15 protein-coding genes are annotated in these 16,627 nt (G+C 58.0%); 5 read left to right on the top strand and 10 right to left on the bottom strand.

Annotated features, from left to right (window positions below; translation table 11 throughout):
• Positions 1-2: 2 nt before the first annotated feature.
• A complete protein-coding gene (metE, locus tag ACOI7D_RS25690; protein ID WP_109546761.1) occupies positions 3-2,267 on the bottom strand; it encodes a 5-methyltetrahydropteroyltriglutamate--homocysteine S-methyltransferase in 2,265 nt (754 codons plus the stop codon).
• A 231-nt stretch (positions 2,268-2,498) separates the two neighbouring features.
• Between metE and metR the strand changes: the two genes are divergently transcribed.
• Positions 2,499-3,452: an HTH-type transcriptional regulator MetR gene (metR, locus tag ACOI7D_RS25685; protein WP_032454519.1), complete on the top strand. Its 954-nt coding sequence runs from the start codon at positions 2,499-2,501 to the stop codon at positions 3,450-3,452.
• Here metR and ACOI7D_RS25680 read toward each other — a convergent pair.
• From ACOI7D_RS25680 to pldB, 3 genes are all read right to left on the bottom strand, one after another.
• The gene (locus ACOI7D_RS25680) at positions 3,340-4,239 is read right to left on the bottom strand and encodes a carboxylate/amino acid/amine transporter (protein WP_109546762.1); all 900 of its coding nucleotides are present in this window, start codon (positions 4,237-4,239) and stop codon (positions 3,340-3,342) included. The two genes, metR and ACOI7D_RS25680, sit on opposite strands and share 113 nt — an antisense overlap.
• Positions 4,240-4,327: 88 nt before the next feature.
• The gene (yigL, locus tag ACOI7D_RS25675; protein ID WP_017899394.1) at positions 4,328-5,128 is read right to left on the bottom strand and encodes a sugar/pyridoxal phosphate phosphatase YigL; all 801 of its coding nucleotides are present in this window, start codon (positions 5,126-5,128) and stop codon (positions 4,328-4,330) included.
• Between the two features lie 44 nt (positions 5,129-5,172).
• Positions 5,173-6,165, bottom strand: coding sequence for a lysophospholipase L2 (gene pldB / locus ACOI7D_RS25670; protein ID WP_008807942.1), 993 nt, complete (start codon positions 6,163-6,165; stop codon positions 5,173-5,175).
• A 109-nt stretch (positions 6,166-6,274) separates the two neighbouring features.
• Here pldB and rhtB point away from each other — a divergent pair, with 109 nt between their 5' ends.
• Positions 6,275-6,895: a homoserine/homoserine lactone efflux protein gene (gene rhtB, locus ACOI7D_RS25665; protein WP_002883411.1), complete on the top strand. Its 621-nt coding sequence runs from the start codon at positions 6,275-6,277 to the stop codon at positions 6,893-6,895.
• 162 nt (positions 6,896-7,057) lie between these two features.
• Positions 7,058-7,990: an Rpn family recombination-promoting nuclease/putative transposase gene (locus ACOI7D_RS25660; protein ID WP_023291573.1), complete on the top strand. Its 933-nt coding sequence runs from the start codon at positions 7,058-7,060 to the stop codon at positions 7,988-7,990.
• 44 nt (positions 7,991-8,034) lie between these two features.
• Here the strand turns inward: ACOI7D_RS25660 and rhtC are convergent, their stop codons facing one another.
• From rhtC to pldA, 3 genes are all read right to left on the bottom strand, one after another.
• Complete coding sequence (gene rhtC / locus ACOI7D_RS25655; protein ID WP_048336567.1) at positions 8,035-8,655, bottom strand: threonine export protein RhtC; 621 nt, start codon at positions 8,653-8,655, stop codon at positions 8,035-8,037.
• A gap of 61 nt (positions 8,656-8,716) precedes the next feature.
• Positions 8,717-10,543: an ATP-dependent DNA helicase RecQ gene (gene recQ, locus ACOI7D_RS25650; RefSeq protein ID WP_032454515.1), complete on the bottom strand. Its 1,827-nt coding sequence runs from the start codon at positions 10,541-10,543 to the stop codon at positions 8,717-8,719.
• Positions 10,544-10,610: 67 nt separating this feature from the next.
• The gene (pldA, locus tag ACOI7D_RS25645; RefSeq protein ID WP_044521760.1) at positions 10,611-11,471 is read right to left on the bottom strand and encodes a phospholipase A; all 861 of its coding nucleotides are present in this window, start codon (positions 11,469-11,471) and stop codon (positions 10,611-10,613) included.
• 152 nt (positions 11,472-11,623) lie between these two features.
• On the opposite strand from pldA, the gene yigI reads away from it, so the two are divergent.
• Together yigI and rarD are read left to right on the top strand one after the other, a co-directional pair.
• Positions 11,624-12,088, top strand: coding sequence for an acyl-CoA thioesterase YigI (yigI, locus tag ACOI7D_RS25640; protein WP_002883404.1), 465 nt, complete (start codon positions 11,624-11,626; stop codon positions 12,086-12,088).
• Between the two features lie 48 nt (positions 12,089-12,136).
• On the top strand, positions 12,137-13,033 hold the full coding sequence (rarD, locus tag ACOI7D_RS25635; RefSeq protein WP_023291570.1) for an EamA family transporter RarD: 897 nt from the start codon (positions 12,137-12,139) through the stop codon (positions 13,031-13,033).
• 84 nt (positions 13,034-13,117) lie between these two features.
• On the opposite strand, the gene corA is transcribed toward rarD, so the two are convergent.
• The 3 genes from corA to uvrD form a co-directional block, all read right to left on the bottom strand.
• On the bottom strand, positions 13,118-14,068 hold the full coding sequence (gene corA / locus ACOI7D_RS25630) for a magnesium/cobalt transporter CorA (protein ID WP_002883400.1): 951 nt from the start codon (positions 14,066-14,068) through the stop codon (positions 13,118-13,120).
• 150 nt (positions 14,069-14,218) lie between these two features.
• Positions 14,219-14,275, bottom strand: coding sequence for a YsgD/CorL family protein (gene ysgD / locus ACOI7D_RS25625; protein WP_349815745.1), 57 nt, complete (start codon positions 14,273-14,275; stop codon positions 14,219-14,221).
• A gap of 148 nt (positions 14,276-14,423) precedes the next feature.
• On the bottom strand, positions 14,424-16,586 hold the full coding sequence (gene uvrD, locus ACOI7D_RS25620) for a DNA helicase II (RefSeq protein WP_004886784.1): 2,163 nt from the start codon (positions 16,584-16,586) through the stop codon (positions 14,424-14,426).
• Positions 16,587-16,627 lie beyond the last annotated feature (41 nt).

Raw genomic sequence — 16,627 nt, 5'->3', positions numbered from 1 at the left:
GATCAGGCAGATTGACGCAGGTTACGCGCCGCTTGCACCATATTCGCCAGCGCGGCGCGAGTCTCCGGCCAGCCCCGGGTTTTCAGGCCGCAGTCCGGGTTAACCCACAGCCGCTCCGCCGGGATACGCTGCGCGGCTTTTTCCAGCAGCGCTTCGATCCACTCCACGCTCGGTACGTTTGGTGAGTGAATATCATATACCCCCGGCCCGATTTCATTGGGATACTCGAACACTTCGAACGACTCCAGCAGTTCCATGTCGGAACGCGAGGTTTCAATGGTGATCACGTCGGCGTCCAGCGCGGCGATGGAGTCCATGATGTCGTTGAACTCGCAATAGCACATGTGGGTATGGATCTGAGTGTCGTCTTTGGCCACCGCGGCGTTAAGGCGGAAGGCTTCCACACCCCACTGCAGATAGGCATCCCAATCGCTGCGCTTCAGCGGTAACCCTTCGCGCAAAGCAGGCTCATCAATCTGGATGATGCCGATACCGGCCGCTTCCAGATCCGCCACTTCATCACGCAGGGCCAGCGCAATCTGTTTCGCGATGGTTTCACGGCTGACGTCTTCCCGCGGGAAGGACCAGCACAGAATCGTCACCGGTCCAGTGAGCATCCCTTTCACCGGCTTGTCGGTCAGCGACTGTGCGTACTTCGCCCATTCGACGGTGATCGCCTGTGGACGGCTGACGTCGCCGATCACCACCGGCGGCTTCACGCAGCGGGAGCCATAGCTCTGCACCCAGCCGTTTTGCGTGAAGATGAAACCGTCCAGATGTTCACCGAAGTATTCCACCATATCGTTCCGCTCGGCTTCCCCGTGCACCAGTACGTCTAATCCTAACCGCTCCTGCTCGACGATCGCCTGCTTAATATGTTCCGCAATGCCGGTACGATAATGACTGGCGTCCAGATTGCCCTTTTTGAAGTCCAGGCGCAGGCCGCGGATCTCGGTCGTCTGCGGGAATGACCCGATAGTGGTGGTCGGCCACGCCGGCAGGTTAAAGCGTTGACGCTGCGCCTGAGCGCGAACCTCATAGGGGCTGGCGCGCTGGCTGTCCTGAGCGGTGATCGCCGCCAGCCGTTTTTCCACCGCCGGGTTATGTACGCGCGTCGAATGGCGACGGGCATGGACTGGCGCGCTCCACTCGGTAATCGCCGCGGTATCGCCGCTGTTCAGCGCATCCCGCAGCAGCGCCAGCTCACCGCATTTTTGCAGCGCGAAGGCAAACCAGCTCTTCACTTCCGCATCAAGGCGCGTCTCCACGCTCAGGTCGATCGGGCTGTGCAACAGAGAGCAGGATGTCGCGACCCACAGTTCGCGCTTACCGACGAGGTTTTTAATTTGCGCATATTTTTCGGCGAGATCGGCGCGCCAGACGTTACGCCCGTTGATCAGGCCGGCGGACAGCAGCCAGTCGGCAGGAAGACATTTATGCAGTTCGGCGACATAATCTTTACCGTGGACCAGATCGACGTGCAGCCCCTGGACCGGCAGCGCAGCAATGGTCGCGAGATTGTCGCTAACGCCTTCAAAATAGGTAGTCAGCAGCAGTTTGACCTGGCCCTGCAGGGCGTCATAAGCCGGTTTAAAGGCCTCCAGCCACGCTGGCGGCAGCTCCAGGACCAGCGCCGGTTCATCAATCTGCACCCACTCAATGCCGCGCTTCGCCAGTTCGGCCAGCACCTGCTGATAAACCGGCAGGATGTCATTCAGCAGGCTCAGACGGTCAAACGGTTCGCCTTTCACTTTGCCCAGCCACAGATAGGTCACCGGCCCCAGCAGCACGGGCTTGATCTTGTGGCCCAGCGCCAGCGCTTCGTCCACTTCATCCAGCAGTTGGGTCCAGGTCAGTTTGAACTGCTGGCCCTTCACGAACTCTGGCACCATGTAGTGATAGTTGGTGTTGAACCACTTGGTCATTTCCGCAGCGGCCGCTGGCTCGCCGGTGGGAGCGCGGCCGCGGCCAATGCGGAACAGGGTATCGATATCGACAGAGCCGTCTTTGTTCTGATGACGAGCCGGCACGTTGCCAAGCAGCAGGCTGGTGGTCAGAACATGGTCGTACCAGGCGAAATCGCCCACCGGCAGCAGGTCAATACCGGCCTGCTTCTGCTGCTCCCAGTGACGGGCGCGCAGTTCCCGGCCTACCGCCAGCAGCTCCTCACGAGTGGCATTGCCCGCCCAGTAGCTCTCTTGCGCTTTTTTCAGCTCGCGGCGCAGGCCAACGCGAGGAAAACCGAGGGTGTGGTTAATAATTGTCATTTTTTGAGCCTCATAATTGCAATCCGAAAGATTTCGGATTTAGGGAAGGCGGCAAACTTGCTCATCCCCAAGAGCTTACTGAAGTCCGTGACTGGGGTGAGGAAGTGCAGCCAACGCACCATAAATTCGAAAGATAAAGGATTTAGCCATCCAGATGTTTACACATCCATAATTGGCAGTTACTGTATATTCCTCAAGCGCAAATTGCTCATGGCGAAGTGAAGGACTTTCATGATCGAAATTAAACATCTGAAAACGCTACAAGCGTTGCGGAACAGCGGTTCACTGGCGGGCGCAGCGGCTGCCCTGCATCAGACCCAGTCCGCCTTGTCTCACCAGTTCAGCGATCTGGAACAGCGCCTCGGCTTTCGTCTCTTTGTGCGTAAGAGCCAGCCGCTGCGTTTTACTCCTCAAGGGGAGATCCTCTTACAGCTGGCCAACCAGGTGCTGCCGCAGATCGCTCGCGCCCTGCAGGACTGTAACGAACCACAACAGACCCGGCTGCGGCTGGCTATCGAATGCCACAGCTGTATTCAGTGGCTCACGCCGGCGCTGGAGAATTTCCGCGCCCGCTGGCCGCACGTGGAAGTCGACTTCCATTCCGGCGTCACCTTCGACCCGCAGCCTGCGCTGCAGCAGGGCGAACTGGATCTGGTCATGACCTCAGATATCCTGCCGCGCAGCGGTCTGCACTACTCGCCAATGTTTGATTATGAGGTGCGCCTGGTGCTGGCGCCTGAGCACCCGTTAGCCATGAAGACGCTGATTACGCCGGAGGATCTGGCCACGGAAACGCTGCTGATTTATCCCGTGCAGCGCGGACGCCTCGACATCTGGCGTCATTTCCTGCAGCCGGCCGGCATCAGTCCCCAGCTGAAAAGCGTCGATAACACGCTGTTGCTGATCCAGATGGTGGCAGCCCGGATGGGTATCGCCGCGCTGCCGCACTGGGTGGTGGAAAGTTTTGAACGCCAGGGTCTGGTGGTGACCAAAACCCTGGGCGAGGGATTATGGAGCCGGCTGTACGCGGCCGTTCGCGATGGCGAACAGCGTCAACCGGTCACCGAAGCGTTTATTCGCTCTGCGCGGAACCACGCGTGCGATCATCTGCCGTTTGTCCGGAGTGCGGAGCGACCCAGCGTCGATGGACCCACAGCGAGGCCAGGATCACCAACGCTCCGCTAATAAAGCTCGGCCAGTGCGGCTGCTCCTGCCAGATGGCAAGGTTAACCAACAGCCCGGCGGGGACATGGACGTTATTCATGATCCCCAGCGTGCCGGCATCCACCTGAGTGGCGCCATAGTTCCACATAAAGTAGCCCAGCCCGGAAGCCACGACGCCAAGCCACACCAGCACGCTCCACTGCAGCCTGGTGGTCGGCAGCTTCTGTGGGTTGCCCAGCATAAACCATGCCGCCACCGCCACGATAAAGGCCCCGACATAGAACCAGGCAAAGGCATTGTGCTGCGGCATCGGTCGCACCTCCATCAGGCGCTTGTAACCCACCATCCCGATGGCGAAGCAGAGGTTTGACAACTGCACCAGTAACAGCCCGGTCCAGAAATGATCGCTGACTTTGTCGTAACGGATAATCGCCGCCCCCAGCACCGCCAGCGCGGCGCTCAGCAGATAGCCCCAGCGTAGTTTACGTCCGCTGAGAAAATCGTAGATCAGCGTGATATACAACGGGGTAAACACGGTAAACAGCAGGAATTCCGAGACCGTCAGATAGAGATAGGCGCGAAAGGCCAGCAGGTACATGATGCCAAGCTGCATCGCGCCCACCAGCATATAGAGTACGATCGTGCGCGGAGACTGGCCGCGCGTCCGCAGGAAAGGCAGGAACACCAGCGCCGCCAGGCCCACGCGCATCAGCACCGAAAAATAGCTGTCGACGCTACCGGCCAGGTACTCGCCAATCAGGCTGAAAGAAAAGGCCCACAGGATAGTGGTGATAATTAACAGCGCCACAATGGTCGTCTCGTTGGATAAAGAACAGGCATTGTAGCGAAGAGTCAGGTTGACGACTGGACAGTTATTCGCCAGTCGTCAATCTTTTTCAGTCGAGGTACAGCTTACGCAGATAGTGCGGGACCGCATCGTCGGCGTTGCTGCCGATCACTTCCAGCTCCGGATGCAGATCCTTCAGCCGCTGGTGGGCGTTGGCCATAATGCAGCCTTTACCGGCCATCGACAGCATCTCGGCGTCGTTCATGCCGTCGCCGAAAGCGATGCAATCGGACAGACTGTAGCCGAGCATTTTCGCCACCGCCTCCAGCGCATGCCCCTTCGATACCCCGCCCGCCATCACCTCCAGGCAGGTTAAGGTGGAGAAGCTGACGTTCACGCGATCGCCCCAGCGGGCGTTCATCGCCTGCTCAAGCGGCAGTAGATGTTCGTGATCCTCACAGGTAAAGAACACCTTGCTGATCCCCTGCGGATCCAGTTCGCCCGGCTCATACAGCTTGTAGTTAAACACCGCCTCTTTGAAAAAGCGCATCTCTTCCGGGCGATGGCGGTTCATATACCACTCATCTTCCCGATAGACGTTAGTGACGATTTTCGGGTCGTTGCGCACGATTTCAAACAGGTCGGCGGCAATATCGCGGTCGAGGTTATGGGCGAAAATTTGCTGGCCATCGCTATCGTGAACGCGGGCGCCGTTAGAGGTGATCATGTACGACCGGATGCCGAGATTATCGCGGATCTGCCCGACGTCGATGTAGTGTCGGCCGGTGGCGAAGACGAAATTGATCCCACGGGCGGTAAGCAGCTTCAGCGTCTCTTTGGCATACGGGGTCAGGAAATGATCGGGGGAAAGCAGCGTGCCGTCTAAATCAGACGCAACAACCTGGTACATAAAAAAGTTAACCTCTAAGCAGGGCGACGAGCGTTATCGTCGGATTAAGTATGTCGATTGAAAAACTCGACGATGGCATTGAGCGCGACTGAGCGCATAGCGTCCTTTTCAAAAAGGATCTCATGGTATGCCCCTTCAATGACGAGCGGCTTTCCGCCCTCACAGGGATGGCCGGCGGCGGCCCGTAATTCACAATAGCGGTCGTGCATCAGATTATCGACCACCCGCTCCTCTTCCGCCTGCAGCAGCAGCGTCGGGGCCGTATCTTTCTCCACATTCGCCAGCACTTCGTCACCGGCCAGCATGCCTTCGCGCACCCAGTGCCAGGTCGGGCCGCCGACCTGCAGTCGCGGCTCGTCGGCATAGAAGCGCAGGTTACGACGATAGCGTTGTCGACTGTGCGTCAGCACGTTAACGGCAAAAGGCAGCGCCCGCCAGCGTCCGGTGCCGATGGCATACTCTTCGCGAATGCGCTGATGGCCCTCAGCCCAGTCGAGAATATGCCGCACCATCCAGTCCGGCAGCCGAATGATAATCCCGAACATCGGCGCGCAGAGCGCAATGGCATCGCAATGCGCCTGGTAGCGTTGCAGAAAAAGCGTGGCAATCGCCCCGCCCATAGAGTGAGCGAGGATAAACCGTTTTCGCCAGTGGCCCGGGACCACCTGCTGCTGCCAGAGCGCAGCCAGGTCATCAACATAATCGCTGAAGTTAACCACGTGCCCGCGGTGGGTATCAGAGAGCAGACGACCCGAGCGTCCCTGGCCGCGATGATCAATGATCATTACGTCAAAGCCGCTGTGAAAGAGATCGTAGGCCACTTCAGCATACTTCACGTAGCTTTCAATGCGCCCGGGGCAAATCAGCACCAGCCGATCGTTATTTTGCGCGCAAAAGCGAACAAAGCGTACCGGTACATCATCGACGCCTTTAAATTCAGCCTCTTCGCGCTGTCGCCAGAAATCCGTCAGCGGCCCCATGCTAAAGGCCGCAAACGCGTTTTCTCGTGTTTCCCAGTCCTTTTTCTGCCCAAACATCGGGTTTACACCCCTGTTAACCGCTGAAAATCGTTTTTTTGCCGTGTATCACACAATGCTGACACAATAGCGTATTGTGGCATAAAAACAGACAATCAGGGAGTTTCTCATGACCATTGAGTGGTGGTTCGCCTACCTGCTGACATCAATCATTCTCAGCCTGTCCCCGGGTTCTGGAGCGATTAATACCATGACCACCTCCATTAACCACGGTTACCGCGGCGCGGCGGCGTCGATTGCCGGTTTGCAGACCGGGCTGGCCATTCATATCGTGCTGGTCGGCGTCGGCCTCGGCACTCTCTTCTCTCGCTCGGTGCTGGCCTTTGAGGTGCTGAAATGGGCCGGCGCAGCCTACCTGATCTGGCTGGGTATCCAGCAATGGCGCGCGGCAGGGGCCATCGACCTGAATACGCTGGCGAAGGCGCAGACCCGCGGCAAACTGTTCCAGCGGGCGGTGTTCGTGAATCTCACCAATCCTAAAAGCATCGTTTTTCTGGCCGCCCTGTTTCCACAGTTTATCCTGCCCCACCAGCCCCAGGTGATGCAGTATCTCGTTCTGGGCGTCACCACCATCGTCGTCGATATCATTGTGATGATTGGCTATGCAACCCTCGCACAGCGCATTTCAGCATGGATTAAGGGGCCAAAGCAGATGAAGGCGCTGAACAAAGTCTTTGGTTCACTGTTTATGCTGGTTGGGGCGCTGCTCGCCTCCGCCCGTCACGCCTGAATGATGGAATCTCGCTCGCAAAGAGAGGTTCGCCTGGCTGGCGAAGCCATCTCTCTGCGCGAGCCGGCGCGCAAAGCGGGAAATTAATCTTTTTGCCCGCTGTCGACGCTGAGCCCGCCGTGCCAGGATGCCGCCAGAGACGTGATTCACGGATGAACGGCGATGGCAGAAACGGCGACCCCACATGATGCGGTATTTAAAACTTTTCTGTCGCGGGCTGAGACAGCGCGCGATTTTATCGAGATCCACCTGCCACCGTCGTTAACAGCGATCTGCAAACTGGATACCCTGCGTCTGGAATCCGGCAGCTTTCTTGAAGACGATCTCAGGCCCTACTACAGCGATATTCTCTATTCGCTGGAAACCACCCGCGGTAAAGGGTATGTCCATGTTCTGATCGAGCACCAGAGCGCCCCCGATAAACTGATGGCCTTTCGCTTAATGCGCTATGCCGTCGCCGCCATGCAGCGCCATCTGGAGAGCGGCCATAAAACGCTGCCTCTGGTTATTCCGGTCCTCTTCTATCAGGGACGACGCAGCCCCTATCCCTGGTCTATGAGCTGGCTGGATAATTTCGCCGATCCCGAGACCGCCCGCCAGCTCTATAGCGGGGCGTTTCCGCTGGTCGATATCACGGTGATCCCCGACGACGACATTATGCAGCACCGCAGCATGGCGGCCCTGACGCTGGTGCAAAAACACATCCGCCAGCGCGATATGGCGCAATTGCTGGATAAGTTGACCCAACTCTTAATGCTGGAGCAGATGAGCGGACAACAAATCACCGTATTGGTAAACTATATGGCTCAGGCAGGGGATGCCGAGGATACTCGGGCACTCTTATACGGGCTGGCACAGCGCGTGCCGCAGCATGGAGGATTACTGATGACGCTGGCGGAAACATGGCTCGCAGAAGGTATGGAAAAAGGCATCAGGAAAGGCGTACAGCAAGGCATAAAGGAAGGTATAAAGGAAGGCAAACATCAGGCCTTGCTGCAGGTTGCCGAAGCGATGCGCAAACGCGGGATTGATGACGAAGCGATTATGGAAATGACCGGTCTGTCTGAAGACGAGCTGCAGCGGCTTCGCTATTGACACTTTCTCCACCCGGATATAGCCGGGTGGAGCATCGCGCCAGGTTAACGCGAGATAATCAGGTGGATGCCGAAGCCCGCAAACAGCGTGCCGGCGATACCGTCGATCCACTTCGCCATCCGCTGATAGCCGCGGCGCATCCCCGGCAGGGCGAACAGGCTGGCAACCACCAAAAACCAGGCCAGCGTCTCCATGATAATCAGCAGAAAAATGCCCCAGCGCGCGCCGGCGCCAACGCTGTCACCGACGAACAGCGAGAACACCGAGCCGAAGTAGATAATCGCTTTCGGGTTCGCCAGATTGGTCAGCAATCCCTTCAGGAAGCTGCGTCCGCTGCGGGCCAGTTCAACCTGCGGTTCTGCCGGGGACACCGCCTCTTTTTTCAACGCGCCGCGCAACATCTGATAGCCCATCCAGCACAGGTACAAGCCACCGCCGATCATAATGATGTTGTGCAGCCATGCCATTCTGGCGAGGATCAGGTTCAGGCCGAGCAGCGCAACCCCCGCCCAGATCATCACGCCGCAGGTGATCCCCAGTACGCCCATCATCGCCTCTCTGCGCGAGCGGCTGATGGCCGTTTGTGAGACAAAGAAAAAATCCGGCCCCGGGCTCATTAGCGCAATGATATGCACCAGCGCCACGGTGAGGAAAAGCATCAGCATAGTTAACTCGCAGGAAAATAATGAAGAGGATAACTATTCTGGCACTTTTATAGCCAGCTGACTACTCATCGTCGCCATCGACATGCGACCGGATCAGCGCCATAAACGGCTTGCCGAAACGCTCGAGTTTACGTGTCCCTACGCCGTTGACGCTGAGCATTTCGCCAGCGGTTAGCGGCGACTGCTCCGCCATCTCAATCAGCGTCGCGTCGTTGAAGACCACGTACGGGGGAATGTTTTCTTCATCGGCAATCGCTTTACGTAACTTGCGCAGCTTGGCAAATAGCTTACGATCGTAATTACCGCCGAAGGATTTCTGCATCGCCTTCGGCTTCAGCGCCACGATACGCGGTACGGCAAGCTGCAGCGGAACGTCGCCGCGCAGCACCGGGCGTGCGGCTTCGGTCAGCTGCAGCGCGGAGTGCTGGGCGATATTCTGCGTCACCAGCCCAAGGTGAATCAGTTGGCGGATCACGCTCACCCAGTGCTCGTGACTCTGTTCCCGGCCGATGCCGTATACCGGGAGCTTATCGTGGCCCATCTCGCGGATGCGCTGATTGTTGGCGCCACGCAGGACTTCCACCACGTAACCCATCCCGAAGCGCTGGTTAACCCGATAAATAGTGGAGAGCGCCTTGCGGGCGTCCATTAAGCCATCATACTGCTTCGGCGGATCAAGACAGATATCGCAGTTACCGCACGGCTCCTGGCGTCCTTCGCCAAAGTAGTTCAGCAGCACCAGACGACGACAGGTCTGGGCTTCAGCAAACGCCCCCATCGCGTTCAGCTTATGCCGTTCGATATCCTGCAGCGGTCCGGCGGGCTTCTCTTCCAGACAGCGGCGCAGCCACGCCATGTCCGCCGGATCGTAAAACAGCATCGCTTCCGCCGGCAGGCCGTCACGCCCGGCGCGGCCGGTCTCCTGATAGTAGGATTCAATATTGCGCGGGATATCAAAATGCACCACAAAGCGGACGTTCGGCTTGTTGATGCCCATCCCAAAGGCCACTGTCGCCACCACAATCTGCAGATCGTCGCGCTGGAATTTCTCCTGCACGTCGGCGCGCACGTCGTTTTCCAGGCCGGCATGGTAAGCCGCCGCGCTGATGCCGCGGCTCTGCAGACGCGCGGCGGTATCTTCCACTTTCGAACGGCTGTTGCAGTAGATAATGCCCGATTTGCCTCGCTGATCCTGGACGTAGCGCATCAGCTGGTCGAGCGGCTTGAATTTCTCCATCAGCATATAGCGGATGTTCGGCCGGTCGAAGCTGCTGACCTGAATCAGCGGATCGTTAAGTCCCAGCAGACGGACGATATCGCGGCGGGTGGTGTCATCGGCGGTGGCGGTCAACGCCATAAACGGGATCTGCGGCATCCGCTGACGCAGCTGGCCCAGCGCGGCATATTCCGGGCGGAAGTCATGGCCCCACTGAGAGATGCAGTGCGCTTCGTCCACCGCCAGCATCGCCAGATTCCAGTTCGCCAGATGCTCAAGGAAGTTGTCGAGCATCAACCGTTCCGGGGCGATATACAGCAGACGAACCTGCCCGCTGCGGCAGCCGGCCATCACGTCCTGCTGCTGTTCGCGGCTCTGCGTCGAGTTCAAACAGGCCGCCGCCACGCCGTTGGCCAGCAGCTGATCGACCTGATCTTTCATCAGCGAGATCAGCGGCGAGACCACGACCGTCAGGCCGCCCATGACCAGCGCCGGTACCTGATAACACAGCGACTTGCCGCCACCGGTCGGCATAACCACCAGGCAATCACGGCCCTCGAGCGCCGTCTCGATAATCGTCTCCTGGCCAGGACGGAACTGCTGGTAGCCGAAGGTCTCTTGTAAAACCTGCTTAGCCAGCGATTCCTGATTTAATACTTCCGCCTGTGCCACGTTGACCCCATTTGCCTGAAAAGAAAACAGGCGCTATTTTCAGCGCCTGCGAGCCAGAGTGCAACGATTAAAACAGATCGTTAAGCATTAGCCCGACGCCGACGCGCGTTTGATTAAAGTTGTAGTCGATAAGCGATTCGCCGTAGCCGCTGTAGATCTGGGTGTAAGCGCGAACATGTTTGGTGATGGGATAGCTCACCCCAAGTTCCGCCCCGCCGTAGCCAGTATTCCAGTTGTATTGCCCCTGCGCGCTAAGGATCGCCTCGCCCAGCTGGTAGCCCACCTTCAGGCGGTAATAACCCATATATTTGGTGATGTCCGGGTTATCATCGGTGCTGCCCACCACATACCAGGGTTTCACTTCCACCAGCCAGTTGCCATTTTGCGCCATCAGGCGGGCATAAAGCCGGTTCCAGCTGCGCGAGGTGGGATCGGAACGGCCATTCGAGTCGTGGTTATATCCCATTTCGATATCGCGCAACGTCCAGCCGGCAAACTGATAGTCGGTCGCAAAACCAAGAAACAGCTGGGGTTCGTAGTTGGTTTCGCGAAACGGCGCCGACTCTTTGCTGTTGGAGAGCTGCCACCAGGATTTCTGGGTATAGGACGCGCCGAGCAGCGAATTATCCCCCAGGATGCCGCGCCACAGCGGGAAGGCGAGGCTCAGCTGAAACTTCACTTCATCTTTACGGGCATTTTCGGCCCAGTCATAGCTGCGAATCGCCTCTTTATTGAGATCGCTGGTCCACGTGTAGAGCAGATAGTTGCTTTCATAAGGGTAGAGCAGAAAAGGATTATCATGATCCTGTAGCAGGTTGGCGATAATACTGCCGCGCACTGCTGGTTTGTCGTGTACCGACGCATCCTGCGCCATAGCACCAGCCGGTAGCGCGCACAGCGCCGCCAGGCAGGCCAAAGAGATACGCATGCTGGTCTCCTGATAAATAGTTTTTATTTTTGTTTAACCTGAAGACATTCTACCTGTTTATTAATCCCCTGCCCCCTAATCCACTCCGAAAGTGGAAATCAATATTTTAGAAGCATAAAATCAACATTTTATTAACGAATGGAACCGGTGTTATGTCCGAACTTACTGCCGAAGCAGCTCTGAAACTGGTGGGGGAGATTTTCGTCTATCACATGCCGTTTAACCGCGCCCTCGGCCTCGAACTGGAGCGCTATGAAAAAGCGTTTGCCCAGCTCAGCTTTAATAATCAGCCGATGATGGTCGGCAACTGGGCGCAAAGCATTCTGCATGGCGGAGTGATCGCCTCCGCGCTGGACGTCGCCGCAGGGCTGGTCTGCGTTGGCAGCACCCTTACCCGCCATGACACTATCAACGAAGAAGAGCTGCGCCAGCGGCTTTCCCGCATGGGAACCATCGACCTGCGCGTGGACTACCTGCGTCCGGGCCGCGGCGAACGTTTTACCGCGACCAGCACCCTGCTGCGCGCCGGCAATAAAGTGGCGGTAGCCCGTGTGGAACTGCATAACGAAGCGCAGGTATATATTGCCAGCGCAACAGCGACCTATATGGTGGGTTGATTGGCCAAAATCGAGTAACATCACTCTCTTTGGCAATGGATTTTACCGATGGATGCGAAACAGACGCGGTTGGGGATTATTCTGGCCCTCGCCGCCTACTTTATCTGGGGTATCGCGCCGGCGTACTTCAAACTTATCTACTATGTTCCCGCCGATGAAATTCTGACCCATCGCGTGATCTGGTCTTTCTTCTTCATGGTGGCGCTCATCAGCGTCAGCCGCCAGTGGCCGCAGGTGAAAAAGCTGCTGAAGACGCCGCGCAAGATCTTCCTGCTGGCGCTCTCTGCAGTGCTGGTCGGCGGCAACTGGCTGCTGTTCATCTGGGCGGTGAATAACCACCATATGCTGGAAGCCAGTCTCGGCTACTTTATCAACCCGCTGGTGAACATTCTGTTAGGGATGATTTTCCTTGGCGAACGTTTCCGTCGCCTGCAGTGGCTGGCGATGATTCTCGCCTTTTGCGGCGTGCTGGTGCAGCTCTGGACCTTTGGTTCGCTGCCGATTATCGGCCTTGGGCTGGCCTTCAGCTTTGCCTTTTATGGTCTGGTGCGCAAGAAAATCGCTGTCGATGCGCAGACCGGCATGCTGGTGGAAACGCTGTGGCTGTTGCCGGTGGCGGCGATTTGGCTGTTCGGCATCACCGACAGCCCCACCAGCCATATGGGGCAGAACCCCTGGTCGCTCAATCTGCTGCTGATGGCGGCGGGCGTGGTGACCACCATCCCTCTGCTGTGCTTCACCGGGGCGGCAACGCGTCTGCGGCTATCCACGCTGGGCTTTTTCCAGTACATCGGCCCAACGCTGATGTTCCTGCTGGCGGTGACGTTCTACGGCGAAGTGCCGGGCAAGGATAAAATGGTCACCTTTGGCTTTATCTGGGTGGCGCTGGCGATATTCGTGATGGATGCGGTGTATACGCAAAGACGGGGGCGTCGGAGCCAGTAGATTGCCGGATAGCGTCTGTGCCCTATCCGGCTTACAAAAGTCCAGCACCCAGGCCGGATAAGCGAAGCGCATCCGGCACAACAACTACAGCCAGTTTTTACGCTTGAAGTAGAGATACGGCGCCAGGCCGGCCAGCATCATAAAGACGATCGCCCCCGGGTAGCCGAAGCTCCAGTGCAGCTCCGGCATAAATTCAAAGTTCATTCCGTAGCTGGAGGCCACCAGAGTTGGCGGCAGGAACACCACCGACACCACCGAGAAGATCTTAATGATGCGGTTCTGTTCGATATTGATAAAGCCCATCGCCGCCTGCATCAGGAAGTTCACCTTCTGGAACAGCGATTCGTTGTGCGGCAGCAGGGATTCGATATCGCGCAGGATCTCCCGCGCCTGCTCCAGCTGACCCGCCGGCAGGCGCGCCTTACGTACGAGGAAGTTCAGCGCGCGCTGGGTATCCATCAAACAGAGGCGGACCTTCCAGCCGATATCTTCCAGTTCCGCCAGCGTCGACAGCGCTTCGTCGTACTCATCGCCCTGGTGGCCTTCCATAATCACGCGGCTCAGCTTTTCCAGGTCGCTGTAGATGTTTTCTATCTCATCCGCCAGCTGTTCGATTTTGGTCTCGAACAGATCTAACAACAGCTCGTAAGCGTTGCCGTCCACCAGCGTCTGGTTACGCACGCGCATGCGGTAGAGGCGAAAAGCCGGCAGTTCACGCTCGCGCAGCGTAAACAGGCGCCCTTCGCGGATAGTAAACGCCACGGTAGAGTTACCCGCGTGATCGTCGGCATCTTCGAAAAAGAAGAAGGAGTGGATATGTAACCCGTCTTCATCTTCAAAGAAACGTGCGGAGGCTTCGATATCTTCCAGTTCCGGGCGCGTCGCCAGGTTCTGACCCAGTTCCGTCTGCACGCGGCTTCGCTCATCATCGTCAGGCTCGACCAGATCGACCCACACCGAGCTGGCGAGGTGCTTGATCTCATCGGCTTCCAGGCGCGTTAAACGATTGTTTTCCAGTTGAAATGCGCTCAGCATGACCGGGACTCCCAATGCAAAAAAATTATCGGACAGTTCGGTGGGCACACAGAAACAAATTGGGTTTCAGACCATTAAGCCTGACTCAGCGCGACGGGAATGGGGCAGGTCGCTGACAACCGCTAAGGCTATCAGCATAAGAGGATAGCCTTAGGAGTTGTTCCTGAATGACAGGAAGTTGAGCCAGCATCTACTGGGTGTGTCCAAGGCGAATGTCCTCTTAGCGTAATCGTGCGCGCATGTTACGCCAGCGCAAAATCGGCGTCAACACGCAACGGAACGCGAAAGCGCAAATCAGGCGCCTTAACGTATAAAGGTAGCAGAATATTACAAAATAATGATATTTTTCTTAAAGTTACACTTCCTCGAGCCGGGCGTAAGCCGCTACCAGCCATTTGATCCCCTGACCCTGAAAAGCCACCTGCAGCCGGCTGTGCTCGCCGCTGCCTTCGAGGTTGACGATGGTGCCTTCGCCGAACTTCGGATGTCGTACGCGCTGGCCTAATTTGTAGCCGGTATCGCTCTCGGCAATCGGCGCGCCCAGTCGCTGATGGTTTACCGGGCGGCTTACCGTGGCCCGCAGACGCACCTCTTCTACGCACTCCTGCGGCAGTTCTCCAATAAAGCGCGACGGGCGATGGTAAACCTCTTTGCCGTACAGACGGCGGGTTTCCGCGTAGGTCAGCGTCAGCTTCTGCATGGCGCGCGTCACGCCAACGTAGGCCAGACGACGCTCTTCTTCCAGGCGGCCGCCTTCATCAAGGGCCATCTGGCTCGGGAACATCCCCTCTTCGACGCCGACGATGAACACCTGCGGGAACTCCAGCCCTTTCGCCGAGTGCAGGGTCATCAGCTGAACCGCGTCCTGCCAGGTGTCCGCCTGCCCTTCGCCCGCTTCCAGCGCGGCGTGGGAGAGGAACGCCTGCAGCGGCATCAGATCTTCATCTTCTTCGTTGTAGCTGAACTGGCGCGTCGCCGTCACCAGCTCCTCTAAGTTTTCAATACGGGTCTGGCCCTTCTCGCCTTTCTCCTGCTCGTACATCGCGCGCAGCCCGGAGTCTTTAATCACCCGATCGGTCTGGACGTGCAGCGGCATATCGGTGGTCTCCTGCGCCAGCGCGTCAATCAGCTCCATAAAGCGCTGCAAGGCGCTGGCGGCGCGACCGGCCAGCGCTTTATCTTTCAGCAGCTCGCGGCTGGCCTGCCACAGCGTCAGCTGACGATCGCGCGACGTCTGGCGCACCACGTCCAGCGTGCGGTCGCCGATGCCGCGGGTCGGCGTATTGACTACGCGCTCAAACGCCGCATCGTCGTTACGGTTGGCGATCAGACGCAGGTACGAGAGCGCATCTTTGATTTCCTGGCGCTCGAAGAAGCGCATGCCGCCATAGATGCGGTACGGCATGCTGGCCTGCAGAAGCGCCTCTTCCAGCACGCGCGACTGGGCGTTGCTGCGATAGAGGATGGCGCACTGCTCCAGCGCCCCGCCGTTCTCCTGCCAGGTTTTTATCCGGTTCACCACGAAGCGTGCTTCGTCGAGATCGTTGAAAGCGCAGTACAGCGAGATCGGCTCGCCGTCGGCGCCGTCGGTCCAAAGCTTCTTGCCCAGGCGACCGTTGTTGTTTTCAATCAGGGCGTTGGCGGCGCTGAGGATGTTGCTGGTCGAGCGATAGTTCTGCTCAAGGCGGATGGTTTCCGCACCGGGAAAATCGTTAAGGAAGCGCTGAATGTTCTCGACCTGCGCGCCGCGCCAGCCGTAAATCGACTGATCGTCATCGCCGACGATCATCACCTTGCCGGTATCGCCCGCCAGCAGGCGGATCCAGGCGTATTGAATGTTGTTGGTATCCTGGAATTCGTCGACGAGGATATTGGTGAAACGCTCGCGGTAGTGCTGGAGGATATGCGGCTTATTCAGCCACAGCTCGTGGGCGCGCAGCAGCAGTTCGGCGAAGTCCACCAGCCCGGCGCGATCGCAGGCTTCCTGATAGGCCTGATAGACCTTCTGCCAGGTCTGCTCGACCGGGTTGCCGTAGCTCTGAATATGATGCGGACGCAGCCCTTCATCTTTCTGGCTGTTGATGTACCACATCGCCTGACGCGGCGGCCACTGCTTCTCATCGAGGTTCATCGCCTTAATCAGACGCTTCAGCAGGCGCAACTGGTCTTCGCTATCAAGGATTTGGAAATCCTGCGGCAGGTTGGCGTCCAGATGGTGCGCGCGCAGCAGGCGGTGGGCCAGGCCGTGGAAGGTGCCCACCCACATGCCGCCCTGGGTGGTGCCCATCAGCTGGCCGATACGATGGCGCATCTCTGCCGCCGCTTTGTTGGTAAAGGTCACCGCCATAATAGAATACGGCGAGCAGTTCTCTACGCTCAGCAGCCAGGCGATACGGTGCACCAGAACGCGCGTCTTACCACTGCCCGCCCCTGCCAGCACCAGCATGTTGGTGCGCGAGGCCGCTACGGCTTCACGCTGTTTGTCATTGAGGCTGTCGAGCAGGTAAGAAACGTCCATTGGCACCGCCGGAAGAGAAGGGGTTCCACGAACCCCTGTTA

The organism is Klebsiella sp. C360, from assembly GCF_048822415.1.
In the GTDB taxonomy this organism is placed as follows: Bacteria; Pseudomonadota; Gammaproteobacteria; order Enterobacterales; family Enterobacteriaceae; genus Klebsiella; species Klebsiella quasipneumoniae.
Note: the sequence above shows the minus strand (reverse complement) of the source record. Positions and strands in the feature narration are given on the sequence as shown.